At 59.9% G+C, this 12,394-nt stretch carries 16 protein-coding genes, 3 tRNA genes and 1 pseudogene; 2 read left to right on the top strand and 18 right to left on the bottom strand.

Features of this window, described 5'->3' with window-relative positions; all coding sequences use genetic code 11:
* Positions 1 to 7 precede the first annotated feature (7 nt).
* From ACT2FV_RS16660 to ACT2FV_RS16645, 4 genes are all read right to left on the bottom strand, one after another.
* Complete coding sequence (locus tag ACT2FV_RS16660; RefSeq protein ID WP_444504421.1) at positions 8 to 745, bottom strand: hypothetical protein; 738 nt, start codon at positions 743 to 745, stop codon at positions 8 to 10.
* Positions 746 to 1,001: 256 nt separating this feature from the next.
* Positions 1,002 to 1,328 (bottom strand): hypothetical protein, encoded by a 327-nt coding sequence (locus ACT2FV_RS16655; protein ID WP_444504420.1) that lies wholly within the window; start codon positions 1,326 to 1,328, stop codon positions 1,002 to 1,004.
* Positions 1,329 to 1,383: 55 nt separating this feature from the next.
* A complete protein-coding gene (locus ACT2FV_RS16650; RefSeq protein WP_444504419.1) occupies positions 1,384 to 1,857 on the bottom strand; it encodes an RES family NAD+ phosphorylase in 474 nt (157 codons plus the stop codon).
* Positions 1,854 to 2,282, bottom strand: coding sequence for an antitoxin Xre/MbcA/ParS toxin-binding domain-containing protein (locus ACT2FV_RS16645; protein ID WP_444504418.1), 429 nt, complete (start codon positions 2,280 to 2,282; stop codon positions 1,854 to 1,856). The genes ACT2FV_RS16650 and ACT2FV_RS16645 overlap by 4 nt, the downstream gene beginning before the upstream one ends.
* Positions 2,283 to 2,449: 167 nt before the next feature.
* Between ACT2FV_RS16645 and ACT2FV_RS16640 the strand changes: the two genes are divergently transcribed.
* Entirely contained in the window at positions 2,450 to 3,430 is a 981-nt protein-coding gene (locus tag ACT2FV_RS16640; RefSeq protein ID WP_444504417.1) for a FitA-like ribbon-helix-helix domain-containing protein, read from the top strand.
* A 208-nt stretch (positions 3,431 to 3,638) separates the two neighbouring features.
* On the opposite strand, the gene ACT2FV_RS16635 is transcribed toward ACT2FV_RS16640, so the two are convergent.
* Genes ACT2FV_RS16635 through ACT2FV_RS16625 form a run of 3 tightly spaced genes read right to left on the bottom strand, consistent with a single transcriptional unit; the run spans position 3,639 to position 5,140 of the window.
* A complete protein-coding gene (locus ACT2FV_RS16635) occupies positions 3,639 to 3,926 on the bottom strand; it encodes an SDR family oxidoreductase (RefSeq protein ID WP_444504416.1) in 288 nt (95 codons plus the stop codon).
* Complete coding sequence (locus ACT2FV_RS16630; RefSeq protein ID WP_444504415.1) at positions 3,827 to 4,111, bottom strand: YciI family protein; 285 nt, start codon at positions 4,109 to 4,111, stop codon at positions 3,827 to 3,829. The genes ACT2FV_RS16635 and ACT2FV_RS16630 overlap by 100 nt, the downstream gene beginning before the upstream one ends.
* A 21-nt stretch (positions 4,112 to 4,132) precedes the next feature.
* Entirely contained in the window at positions 4,133 to 5,140 is a 1,008-nt protein-coding gene (locus tag ACT2FV_RS16625) for a quinone oxidoreductase family protein (protein ID WP_444504414.1), read from the bottom strand.
* A gap of 84 nt (positions 5,141 to 5,224) precedes the next feature.
* Between ACT2FV_RS16625 and ACT2FV_RS16620 the strand changes: the two genes are divergently transcribed.
* Positions 5,225 to 6,139, top strand: coding sequence for a LysR family transcriptional regulator (locus ACT2FV_RS16620; RefSeq protein WP_444504503.1), 915 nt, complete (start codon positions 5,225 to 5,227; stop codon positions 6,137 to 6,139).
* A 234-nt stretch (positions 6,140 to 6,373) separates the two neighbouring features.
* Here ACT2FV_RS16620 and ACT2FV_RS16615 read toward each other — a convergent pair.
* From ACT2FV_RS16615 to ACT2FV_RS16565, 11 genes and pseudogenes are all read right to left on the bottom strand, one after another.
* Positions 6,374 to 6,463: pseudogene (locus ACT2FV_RS16615) on the bottom strand (integrase core domain-containing protein); the annotation flags it as partial.
* 335 nt (positions 6,464 to 6,798) lie between these two features.
* A tRNA-Ile gene (locus ACT2FV_RS16610) sits at positions 6,799 to 6,875 on the bottom strand.
* A gap of 13 nt (positions 6,876 to 6,888) precedes the next feature.
* A tRNA-Ser gene (locus ACT2FV_RS16605) sits at positions 6,889 to 6,976 on the bottom strand.
* A 4-nt stretch (positions 6,977 to 6,980) separates the two neighbouring features.
* Positions 6,981 to 7,054 (bottom strand) — tRNA-Gly (locus ACT2FV_RS16600).
* Positions 7,055 to 7,245: 191 nt separating this feature from the next.
* Entirely contained in the window at positions 7,246 to 7,467 is a 222-nt protein-coding gene (locus ACT2FV_RS16595; RefSeq protein WP_444504413.1) for a hypothetical protein, read from the bottom strand.
* Between the two features lie 12 nt (positions 7,468 to 7,479).
* Positions 7,480 to 7,740, bottom strand: coding sequence for an energy transducer TonB (locus ACT2FV_RS16590; RefSeq protein ID WP_444504412.1), 261 nt, complete (start codon positions 7,738 to 7,740; stop codon positions 7,480 to 7,482).
* 44 nt (positions 7,741 to 7,784) lie between these two features.
* Positions 7,785 to 8,252, bottom strand: coding sequence for a hypothetical protein (locus tag ACT2FV_RS16585; protein ID WP_444504411.1), 468 nt, complete (start codon positions 8,250 to 8,252; stop codon positions 7,785 to 7,787).
* Entirely contained in the window at positions 8,249 to 9,466 is a 1,218-nt protein-coding gene (locus ACT2FV_RS16580) for a hypothetical protein (RefSeq protein WP_444504410.1), read from the bottom strand. Before ACT2FV_RS16580 ends, ACT2FV_RS16585 begins: the two co-directional genes overlap by 4 nt.
* Before the next feature lie 43 nt (positions 9,467 to 9,509).
* Positions 9,510 to 10,364, bottom strand: coding sequence for a peptidyl-prolyl cis-trans isomerase (locus ACT2FV_RS16575; protein ID WP_444504409.1), 855 nt, complete (start codon positions 10,362 to 10,364; stop codon positions 9,510 to 9,512).
* 91 nt (positions 10,365 to 10,455) lie between these two features.
* Positions 10,456 to 12,255 carry a ShlB/FhaC/HecB family hemolysin secretion/activation protein gene (locus ACT2FV_RS16570; protein WP_444504408.1) on the bottom strand — a complete coding sequence of 600 codons (1,800 nt, stop codon included), beginning with the start codon at positions 12,253 to 12,255 and terminating at the stop codon, positions 10,456 to 10,458.
* On the bottom strand, positions 12,252 to 12,392 hold the full coding sequence (locus ACT2FV_RS16565) for a hypothetical protein (protein WP_444504407.1): 141 nt from the start codon (positions 12,390 to 12,392) through the stop codon (positions 12,252 to 12,254). The genes ACT2FV_RS16570 and ACT2FV_RS16565 overlap by 4 nt, the downstream gene beginning before the upstream one ends.
* Between the last annotated feature and the right edge of the window lie 2 nt (positions 12,393 to 12,394).

Here is a 12,394-nt window from a genome sequence, read left to right as displayed (position 1 = left end):
GCGCGGACTACTTGCTACGTGTAAATGTGCTTCCGTTGTACCGGTACTCGCGCGTCGCATTCCCAGCGTCGTCGATATTGGTCCAGGTGATCTTAAATCCGAATGGGTTCTCGACCCACTCGATCGCGAGCCACGGCGACCGATAGCCCCCGTTGTCATCGAGAGACACGCTGTGCAAACAGCTTTGTACCGACATCGAATAGACCGGGGCCGCAGCGTTGCCGTTGACCTGCAGCGCATACAACGTGCCCTCGTCGCCGGCTCCGCAAAAGCCCATCGGCTTGTTGCTCGACGATTGGCTCACGACCACCAGCACGAACTCTTTTCCGTCGACAACCTTCGATATCGCAGACGGGAATCCGATGCCCGACGAAGAAGCGACTGCCCGACGAAATGCCGTGGGTAACTTCACCGTGATTGTGCGGTGATGGGTGGCGTCTACTTCGATCAGCCGCTTTCCATCTTCAGTCGGTCGGAACTGAAGTCCATTCGACAGATGAACCGAGGAGGGTGCCTGTTCGTCCGCGAATGCGTTCGTCGCACCAGCCACGGCAATAGCAAAGATGCAACACTTAATGACCGAAGATATGATCGACATAGTGCGATTCTCCGCGTCAAGCGTCTCGATATTTCTGAGGACCCCACTTGGGGAGATCGGCTGCACATAGACGTGTAGACGCGCAGCAAGTCCAAGGGCAGCGAGAATCGCCCGCATGCAAACACCATCGAGCACGACGAGCGACACAGAGCATCCTGAACCGCAATCGAGACGTCATCGGCTCTCAACGCATCGACATACTTGCCCTGCTCGCGCGTCAGAAAGCGATCGAGTTCCAATCCAATCGCACTGAGTCGTTCGCAGATCCGGACGCGGACCGTCGAATTACCGGCCAGCGGACACCCGTCGAGTGCAACGATTCCCTCGTGCACGCCTGCAATGTCTGCGACAAGCGCATCCACTGAATGAACAGCCTTGCAAAAAGGCGTCATTGCGCTACCCGCTAGAACAAGCTTATCTGCCGCGGGTCGCGCTCCGGGAGTCTTGCGGGCATGACGTCTCTTTTCGCGTGTCGCATGCGGGCAATCAGCGGAATACCCATCCCGTCGACGGTCAGCCCAAACCCAAACGCCTCGATCTCGCCGCGCTTCAGATGCGGAAGCGGCTTCCATGTCGGAAACCAGCCTAGTCTGCCCGTGCGGGCGATAAGCTGACGCTTCGTCAGTCCCGGAACACAGTTCGCGACGAACCGTGCGAGCGGCTCCGGTACCGCTTCGGGTGGAAAGCTAGGTGGGAGTGCGAATGAAACCAAAAGCAACGTCGTAGTCATTCCTGTCTCCAGGAGAAATGCGTCGAGGCAAGGTTAGCAGACCACCGGCGAGAATCTATGATCGTCCAGCAGGCGGCGCCACAAAAAGTCGCTCGTCCCACACGACCGGTTGTGGATCCGTCACGACGATCCGTGCGGCGTCAGGATGCGCAGGATTCACCAACACGTTGCACTCCGCTCGAGCGACTACGGACGGCACGATCAAAATAGCGGTCCGCGATTCCGTGAGCCATGCGTCACCAAACTGACGTGCCGGGTGCTGCGCGGCCGAATCCCATCCCGCCGGTAGTGTGTCGGCGGACTGGCGTTCGACGAGAACATCGTCGGGAACCGTTGCCTCGACCCAACCGTGCGTTTTCGGTACCTTGCCGATTCGTGCATGCACGAGCACCTCGAGCATCGCGCCGGCAAAGGTCAGCGCCGCATAGATGACCGGCCGGCCCGGACTGTTGAAGCGGCCGCCAACTAGCATCGCGCCGGTGCCGCTCCAGATCGTGTGTCGTGTGTCGGCGATGCGATACAACCTCATGCCGGCAACCCGTAGAACAGCTTCCAGAGCAATTCTTCGACACGGCGCGCGCCGAGCTCCGTGAGCGCGACATCGAGAGGCGCCCTTCCCTCCAACTCGGGGTGCGGCGTCGACAGGAATTCCCGCGCGTCCGCTTCGTCGTTCCAGACGTAGGTGGTCGTCGCAACGATCCGCGCGAGACGCTCCGTCTTTTCGGATTCGTCCAACGTCAGGCGATCGCGACGGCGCTTGTAGGTTGCCTCGGGAATGATGCGCGCCAGCAGCGCACGCCGAGCATCCGCGCCTTGGGTTGCATGCTCGACGCCGGCTCGCAAGGCGGACTTCGGCAGACCGTCGCGCACCAGCGTTTCAAGCTCTGCCAGGGTATGCGGAACAGGCATCAGTTCCATGACCGCAGCCACGGCTTCAGGGGTAACGAGTGACATGGCAACTCCCCATCAAGTATCAAGTGATACCATATAATACACCATGTGATACCAAGTGCAGCGCGGATCAAGCCGCGAGGGTGTCGCACATTACTCAATTAAACAGATTGACTGCAACGTGAATCATATTAATAATCAAAATGCCGTCATTTTGAGTCGAGGGCCTTATGTTCGGAAAATTGTCGATTCGCAACATCCCTGAAGAGATTCTCGCGGCGCTGAGCGCGCTGGCCACCCGGAACGAACGTTCGGTTGAGGCGGAGGGACGCTTTGCGTTGCGATCCCATGTCCAGCCGGTAATCCAAGACGAAATTCGTAACACGCGTCTCGTCGAAGTCGGGAAGCGATTGACCAGCTTACTCGACCAGGTCAATCAAGTGCGCGCAGTCCGTACGATTCGACCATCGCACGTTGCACAGGCGATCGGCGAAGAACGTGGGTCCGATGTGGAGGACTGGTTCATCGGCAAACAAGAGCCGACGTTCACGCAACTGGCCGCGATCGCCGAGCACCTGGGCGGTTCGCAGGCGTGGCTGCAACATGGTGACGGCCGGATGTTCGACGTCGACACGCGGCGACTCTCCGAGAACGCTGGCGAGGCGGTCACGCAGCTCCTCAACCTCGATCGCGAGCACCGGCCAGTGTTGCTGCATTTAGTGCGCGAAGAGGACGAGACCGGCAGGCTGTTCGTCATTCAGCAGTTCAACGACTGGCGGTGCTCGACCTGGAGCACGCCGATCCACGTATCGGACCGCATCGGCGCCGGCGGAGAGAAGGCGCTTGCATGCCTGACCGTAACATTGAACTTGCTCTACAAGTACCAGGCTTCCGGGCGCGGTCTGCACGTCATTGTGAAGAGCTATCAGCTACCGAGCGAAGCATGTAACGCAATCTTAGGCGGAAACACACATCCGCTCTTGCCGCTCGAAGGTGGAACGTATGAACGTCCGTGGTGGGAAGATTTGTGGGATGCGGAGCAATTCCGCAAGGGCCATGAGTACTGGCCTGGCTACCGATCAATGTGCGAGCGGATCTACCGAGTCGTCTCTAGCGAAAAATATCTGAACGAAGCACGCGAACAGATCACGCGCAGGGAGCACCCGCTGCTTTGCGGCGAACCGGGCGTGTGGGCCGGCGCGGCTACCTGACCTACGCGAGTCAAGACCTGAACTCTCATTTAGCGTCAGATCAGGTCTGAGATTGCTTGGCCGTCACACACCAAGGGCCGTAATCGACCCATTCCGGACTATCGATACCAGCGCAACCGGACAACCAACGGGTTGTAAGCACAAGCCAAATAGTCTGAGCGATGTCTTCTGGTGTAGAGAAGCGCCGTGGCGGAAGGTTGCCCGAGAGTTAGCGCATCCGGGCTTCATTTCCGGACCACCAGCGGGTTTCGACAGCACCGGGCGCGACGCAATTGACGCGAATTCCCGGCGCCAGCGCCCGTGCCAGGGATTTCGTCATGCCGGGCAGGGCCGCCTTAGACACGGCATAACTTGCTCGGCGATGACAGTGTTTTTTAGCACTTTGCAAAGCCAACCTCAGATGTTGGGCATACCCTGGGCCGCCATAGTCGGTTCCCAAGCAATGATTTGGTAGCGGGCGACGCCTGCCTGATGAAATGGATCTTCGGAAACCCATTGCGTGACCTCATCAAGGGCGTCGGCCCTGGCGAGAATCACTCCACCGGTCCGCGGCACCTTCCTACCCGAAAGCAGGAAGTGTCCCGCGGCGTAATGTCGACTCAGAAAGGCACGATGGTCATCCATGTGGAAGTCCACTTCGGACAGGGGACGCAGATAGTCGAGAAGCACTAGAAATAGCATGATGATCCTCGTCTCTTTTGCTCAGGGGCGCAGGAGAATTGCGCCCACGGTTTGCCCGGATTCTAGTCGGCAATGTGCCTCGGCCGCTTCGCTCAAAGGTTGGATAGCGCCAATTGTCGGCTTCAGCCCGGCCTGCAGTTGCCGGATGGTTGCCAGTGCACCTTCGCGGTAACGCGCCGGATCCATCATGAAGCGGAAGACGCCAGGCCGGGAGAGGGCCACGGAACGCGTCGGGCCGAGCACCGAAAGATCGAGCGGCCCCGGGTCGCCAGCCACTTGGCCGACACTAGCGACCATGCCGTAGGGGCGTACACAGCCGAGGGTATCAAGCAGGGTCTTTCCGCCGATCCCGTCGATAGCGTAATCGACGCCTTGGCCATCGGTCAGCCGCATGACCTCCGCCACGAAGTCGTCGTCTCGATAATTGATAGCGTGGTCCAGTCCGTGTTCGATGGCCAGTGCCGCCTTGGCCGGCGAACTGACCGTGCCGATGACGCGAGCGCCCATGGCCTTCGCCCACTGCACGAGGACCAACCCGAGACCGCCGGCCGCCGCGTGCACGAGCACAGTATCGCTAGCCTTCAGGGGACGGACGTAGGCCAGCAGCATGTGAGTGGTGATGCCGCGCAGCAGTAGGCTCGCCACTGCGTCGTCGGTTACGTCATCTGGCAAGGGGATGGCCCGCGCGGCCGGCAGGTTGCGGGCGCTGGCATAGCTGCCGACGGGTGGACCGGCGTAGGCGATACGCTGGCCCTGTTGCACCGTGTCGACATCCGGCCCGAGCGCTTCAACGATCCCGGCGGCCTCGACCCCAAGAACTGCGGGAAGCGAGGGCAACTGGTAGAGACCGGTGCGGTGATAGGTATCGACATAGTTCACACCGATCGCGGTGTGCCGAACTCGAATTTCGCCCGCCGCAGGCGGAGGTAGTGTTGCGTCTACGGCGGTGAGTTCCGATGCGTCGCCATATTGCCTGATGACGATCTGGGAAGCAGCTGTTGAGTCGAGAAAAGATTCGCGCTTGGTCATGATGTTGTCCTGTTGGATGAACTTGCAAGCGCAGGTTACGTTGAGCAAAATAGCTCAACAATTCTCAAAAGCTACACACTAATTGTGCAAAAAAACACACCCATCGCTGGCGGTGACAAGCGTGGCCTACAGTGGGATGACATCCGTTATTTCCTCGAACTCGCGCGCACCGGCAGCCTGTCGGGCGCGGCACGGCGGCTCAGGGTCGAACACTCGACCGTAGCAAGGCGCGTCGAGGCACTGGAACGGTCGCTCGGGATCAGGCTGTTCGACCGCTTACCCAAAGCCTGGTCATTGACGTCGGAAGGTGAGAAGCTCGTCGCCCAAGCCGGCCGACTTGATGACGAAGCGCAGGCATTTTCGCGGGTAGCACTCGGCGTTTCATCCTTGCAGGGAACGGTCCGGGTTTCGGCACCACCGGTCTTGGCCGGTCATTTCGTCGTGCCTCGGTTAGCCGCCATGCGCTCCAGATGGCAAAACATCGATCTGGAAGTTATAGGCGAATCGCGGGATGCCAATCTGGCAAGGGGCGAGGCCGACCTAGCGATCAGAATGTCGCGGCCCACTGCACCGGGCCTGGCGACGCGTTGCATTGGGGATGTGGGCTATGGACTTTACGCCGCCCATGGTTATACCCGCCGAGCAGCTGATGCTTGGGAATTTCTTGGTTACGACGACAGTCTCGAGCAGGTACCGCAGCAGCGCTGGCTTACTCATGTTGCCGGCAATCGGCGTTTTGTCTTCAGGAGCAACGATCTCGCTGCATTGCTTAATGCCGCCCGCGCGGGGCTAGGAATCGCAATACTGCCCCACTTTTTAGCTGCGAACGACGATGCACTAGCGGCTGTACCCGATCCCGCATGCCCTACGGTACGTAAGCTATGGCTGGTGATGCACCCGGATGTCAAACGTTCGCCACGTGTGCGGACCCTTGCCGATCTCCTGGTAGAACTGGTCGTCGAAGCTCAAGCGCTGCTCTTGGGCAAGGCCCTAGTCTGATTCAACGGGGGTTTTTTCCCTCCGGCTGCCGCCGGGCTAACGTCACCACAACCAACATCTCTCCTCGCGAGAGTGCAAACGCGACCCATGGATGGCAGCCACGAGCCTGCATATATTGGGGACGATCGTTGCATCGTAGTCAAATGTCCATTCCTGGCCGACTACAGCGCGACGGCGAGCCCTTGTCGGATGCCGGCGTCGAACGGACTGCATCCGGCAGAAGCTGACCCGTTGCGCGAGCGTCGTGAACCAGTGCTCGTTAAGGCATTCGTCGCGGAACTTGCCGTTGAACGATTCGATGTACGCATACTGCGTTGGCTTGCCGTCGACAACGAAAAGCCGACGCGGCACCAGTGGATCTTGCGGCTGTGCGCGGCAACCGTCTACCAGATCGTCCGGTGTTGAGGGCCGACCGCCGGCTCATCGTCGTTCGTGTCTGTGGACGTCGGTAGCGCCGGTTCGCGTTCCTTGAACAGTGATGCGAAAAGAAAAATCGATTGCTCTTAACGTAACTAAAGCGATCGCGGGAATCAGCCAGCCCGGACGATTCTGATGAGGGAGCGCTCTGTACAGCACGCGCAGATCACGTCGAGCCGTATTCCAAAGCAGCAGCACGCGCTTCATCGTGCCTTTCTCCGTTGAGCAAAACCAGGAATATGTGGTGGGTCCGGCCGGACTTGAACCGGCGACCGGCCGATTATGAGTCGGCTGCTCTGACCGACTCAGCTACGAGCCCATCAGAAATCGGGTGGCGGAAACGGTGAGATTCGAACTCACGGACGGTTTCCCGTCGTCGGTTTTCAAGACCGGTGCCTTAAACCGCTCGGCCACGTTTCCAGGTTGGAGCGGGTGAAGGGAATCGAACCCTCGTCGTAAGCTTGGAAGGCTTCTGCTCTACCATTGAGCTACACCCGCAGTACCGCTCAATTCAATATGATTTGAGATCTGAATAATCGAACCGGGCGCTGGTCAGAAGCGTCTTCCGACACTACACCCACCCCAACCGCCTCCGTTGCTCGCTGCACCTCCGCAACCAAACATTCCGCATCCACTCAACAACGACATCGTCGTTGTGAGCAGCAACATAGCTGTCATCCGTCGATAGTTCACTTTCCCCTCGCTACATGAGCAGGCTGAGTCGCGTAGATGATCTTTAACGCCACAAATTGCGCAATCGCGATCAATAGCACCGCCACCATAATTCCCATGATCTTGCGACGACGACCACGATCGACCTCAGATCGAGGCGCAACAGTCGCGTCCGGTCGCACGTAGGTCAACGCCTTCAAGTCGCCGAGCCCCGTGTCGCTCTCCTGAATCGTTCTCATCGAAATCGTCCGTTACTTGCTCGCGTCATCCGTATAGGGAAATTCGTGCCAACGCTGCGCCTTCTTGGTGCTCCCGTTTAGCCGGCCCGGCGGAAACTTCATATTGAGGAATTTCTCGTGGCCGCGCATGTCAACTGCAGGGTCTCCACTGCTCCGCTTGAGTACCACGTCCTTTACACGGCCCTGATCGTCAAGCAAGACCCGAAAGATCGCCTTTCGAGACGCCGCACTCGTCCCCACCGCCTGATCGAGTAATCGGTCGAACAGTCCCATTCGCCCCTCCGTTCTCTCATTTGACCAATCGATTTCGTCGTCCGTCATTCGGGTGGCCGCCATATCTCGCCGATCCGGCTGCCCGGTAGTGGCGACTGCGAGGCGGACTTCGCGAACACAGCCATCTTCTCCCAGGACTCCTGATAGCGAAACGCGGGCACACTCGCGACGACCTCATCGAAGCGCAACAGCATTGATTCGATCGCAGGTATGCTTTCTTTATCGAGTTGCCAGTCCTGCCCTGACGTAGCGGCTTGAATGGATCTATCGAGCGCCGCCTCCACCTCCAGAAATCGGGGAAGATCGGCGTCGCAGCCATTGCCTTCGAGCATATAGAACAACATATACAGGATGCGCAACAACGCGCACATCGTATCGTGCGTACCATGTCCGCTGCGCATCGCCGCAAGCGACATATGGTTTTCGAGCGAGATACTTCGCACCAACGCGAAAGGTAATGGCAAGAGCATCGCCTTCGTTCTCGGCTTGTGCATCTGACGTTTGCGCTTCATGTCTTGTGCCCAGTGTCGTAACGCAGACGCAAGCTCGGCTTCTTCGTCTTCTCAAGGATCGCGCAATTCGGGCACCACGATCCATTGTTGATAATGCTGTCCGGTGATGTAGACCATACATGCCGGCGATGACACTCCCACTGTAGTCGGACCTTGACCCCGAGATATTCCGGACTTATACAACGTCCGCCGCGCTCGCACGCGATCTGCTGCATCGTTTCGATCGTATGTCGACGGCGCAGCCCCGCGCACTGTCTGCACCAACTTCCGTCGTTCAAGACGTGTCCGCCCTTCGTCTGCCACTCGTGGCCGCGCGCACATCGAAAGGTATAACGCGCGTTCAGGCCCATGTAAGTCGAATCCAGCACTTCACCGCCGTGCGCGGCAGCGGCCGTTTTCAATTGATTCAGTCCGTCATCAAGACGCAGCGCTTCCCCGGTTTTCTTTTTCGCACACCGCGCGCACCACGTGCCTCCCATCACCGCGCTTGCCGCGGCACGCCACTCATGCCCTTCTACACATCGAAACCGATATTTCTCGTTGGACCCAACATATCGATCATCAAGGCATCGACCTCCATGCAATTCCACTGCGGCATTCAGACGCTCCCATCCCATCGGATCGCGCATATGCATGCTATGTCGACGTGCGAAACACTTTCGACACCAACGTCCCTTGATGACGCTATACCCAAACGCATGCCACCGATGTCCATCCGCGCATTCCCATTCATAACGGAACGCGACTCCCAAATAAACATCGGACAGGCAACGCCCCCCGAAAGCAGCGGCAGCCTTACGCAGCAGGGCCAATCCGTCCGCGTGCCGATTCAGTTCGGCCGTGCGCTCTTTGGCACATCGTGGACATCCACTTCCTTCGAGAACCTTGCGCGCCTCGACATCCCACCGGTGCCCTTGAGCGCATTCGAAGTGATGACGAACCTTTCCACCGAGATACTTGCCCTCGAGGCAAATCAGATTGCGCCGTGCCAATCGATCGAGAAACTGTTGCTGGACCGCCGCCTCGTCACATGCAGCACAGCTCATCGATCCGCGCGTGAGAACGTACGCCTGCCGTTCAAACTCGTGACCGTTTGCACACCGAAATCGGTAGTAGGCTCTCGCATTGGTCCACGTCTGCGTCAGAAGCGTGAGTCCGGCCGCCTTCGCCACCTCTTTCGTATGAGCGAATGCTTCCTCAGTCGTGCGTGCCATATCGACTATCGGCTTGTCGTGTGGATTGGCTCGTGACTCGACATCATTGCTGAATTGTCGCGCCCTTCATCAGTCCACCGACAAAATTCGCCGACGCCTTCTCGATTGCCAGTGCCTGCAACTGCTGCCGGATCGTCGCCTTGGCCGCATCGAACGTCGGCACTTGCGTCGGACGCTTCGCATCGACCTTCACGATCGCTCGCGGGCCGTTAGTGTCATTGCCCAGCAAGATGGACTCCGGTGTCACACCCCCAACTGGCAACTGCGTGATCGCTTGCGCAACCGCGAGCGGCAATCCCTGCGTCTTGCCTTCCATCACCGGCGTCTTGAAACTCACCCACGGCAACTCACCGCCTGTTGCCGCGCTCGGCGCCTGGCTGTACTGTCGCGCCAGCGCATCGAACGACTGGCCCGACTTCAAGCCAGCAAGCACCGTCGCCGCGGTCGCCGCATCCTTCGCCACGATAATGCGCGGCTTGTATTCCTCTTTCCCGAGCGACGCGACGATCTCATCGTATCGCGCCTTCACCTGCGTATCCGTCACGGATTCCGGCTTGACGTTATCGCGCACAAAAAGTTGCGTCTCAGCGTTCGACTTTGCCACCTGCATCGCCGTCTGCACTTCTGGCTTGTTGCCATAGCCAGCCTTTTCCGCTGCTTGTCGAATCACCACTTGCGCGATCAACTGATTCTTGATCGCCTGGCGCACCTGCGGCGTATCAGGCTGGCGAGATGCGTTCAACACGGCGTCGACTTCCGCCTTCGTGATCGGTGTACCGTTGACCGTCGCGATCTCGCCCGTCGGCAGCGACGAGGATTGTGCTTGCGCCTGTACCGGCAGTGCCAGTTGCCAGGCGATTGCCGCCGCGATCAGAATTTGGTTAAAGGTCGTTTGCATGCTTGATGCTCCTGCTTGAATAAAAAGTGCGCGGCAATCGCAACCGCCGCGCAAAATGTCCGGCCACGGGGGCGGCCAGACACCACTCACCCTAGTAAAACCAGTTCAAGGTGCCGAGCACCAGCGTTGCCTTCGGACCGAGTGCGGCCGGTTGAGTCAACGCACGCCCGACCAATACCTCGCCCGACAACGATTGCTTGCGCCACTGCCATTGCGCGCGCAGTCCCGCGCCCGCCCCTGCCAGCGTCGGGAAACCCGGCACCGCGACGAGGCTGGCCTTGCCAGCGTCGACGAACACGTACGGTTCGATTCGACCGTCTTTCCAGGCCGGCGCGTTCACCCACGCGAGCTCGTTGCGCGAATAGAAACCGCGATCGCCGGCGATTTCGCCCGAGCGGAAGCCGCGGACGGTATCCATCCCGCCGAGGTACAGTTGCTCCGAACCGAACAGCGCCATGTTCGTATATTGCCCGCTCAACACGCCCCGATAGGCGAGCAATGCGCGACCGATCTTCGGCAGCGGCAGCGTGAACGCGGCCGTCGCATCCACCTTGGTGAACTGGCTGTGCGCTTCATCGCGCGAGATCCCATGCGGATCGTGGTTCGCGCCGAACCACGGCAGCCCCTGCGACAGTCCACCGTTGATCGTGAAGTTGCCCTGCGCATCGTTCATCACGAACTTGTGCAGCCAGTTGCCGGCCAGACGCAACACGGCGACGCGCTGCGGATCGAGATCGATGCCGTTGACCTCGCGGTCGGTGCGGCGCCAGGACACCGTGGCGTCGACGCTGGTGATGTCGCTCACGCTGCGGCTGACCAGATAGTTCCAGCCGAAGATGTGCGACAGCGTCCGGCCATATTCGAGCGCGGTCGTGCCGATCAGCTGCTGATACTCCGAATCGGAGATCGTGTAGCTGAACGTATGGCGGCCGAACGGCACGGCGAACGAGCCGACGATCGCGTTGCTGTCGAGGCTGTCGAGGAAATTGACGCTCAGCGATTCCTGCAGGCCGAGCAGGTTGTCGGCCTCGACGCCCGCACGGTAGCGCGTCACGCCCGTGGCCGAACTGCCGTAGTTGTCGACGCCCAACGTGTAGTACAGGCGATCGCCCGGCTTGTTGCCGATATCGACGATCGATTCGCCCGGATTCTGACCCGGCAGGATCTGGACCGTCGCCTGATTGCGGCGCAGGCGATTGATCTGCGCCACGCCCTGATCGATATCGGACAGGCGAAGCGGATCGCCAGGCGCCGTCGGGAATGCGTTCTCGTAGCCGACGTCCGTGAACCAGCCGCCGCCCGACGATGACTCGCCCGGCTTGAGCCGGTGAACCGGTTTGCCGTTGATCGTGAACGCTTCGATCACGCCGACCTGAATCGTGATCTTGAGCGTTCCGCTTGCGAGATTCTGCGGGCCGAGCAGCGCGCGCGTCGTCACGAGGCCGCGTTCGACGAATACGTCCGTGATCCGCTTCAGCATCACGTTGATACGGTGCGAACCGAGATCGTGGCCGATGAACGGCGCCACGACCGCGTCGAGCTGCTGGGCCGTGATGCCGCCAGGCGGCTCGAACGGCTTGTCGTCGGCGCTTTGCAGCACGATCCGTTGCACCGGAAAGGTCGGGCCGGTTTCGACGATGGAATCGACCGGCGTGCCGGGCGGAATGTCGAGCGTCGTCTCGGACGTCGGCGCGATCGTGATCGACGCGGGTGGCTGCTCAAGCTGGCGCTGGCGCGCCTGCTCGCGCTGCTGTTCGATGATCAACTGCGCCGGGTCCTGCACAGGGCGGGCCGCGGGAGGCGGGGTTTGCGCATGCGCCGGTACATGCAGCGCAGCCAGGCTCGCGACCAGCAGCGGCAGCTTCAGTCGAGGGAAAACGCGTGGTTTCATCGTTGTTGTGCGTGCGGATACCCGAGCGTCAATGTGGCCTTGCCGAAAACACCGCTTTGCGAGGCGGCAATGAAGATCACCATTGCGAGGAAAGCGACGACTGCCAGCCCGAGACGATTTTTGCTTTGATAGTTCATGG

The sequence above is a fragment of the Burkholderia sp. PR2 genome (assembly GCF_052372875.1).
Classification (GTDB): Bacteria; Pseudomonadota; Gammaproteobacteria; order Burkholderiales; family Burkholderiaceae; genus Burkholderia; species Burkholderia diffusa.
This window is presented reverse-complemented; position numbering and strand designations above follow the sequence as displayed.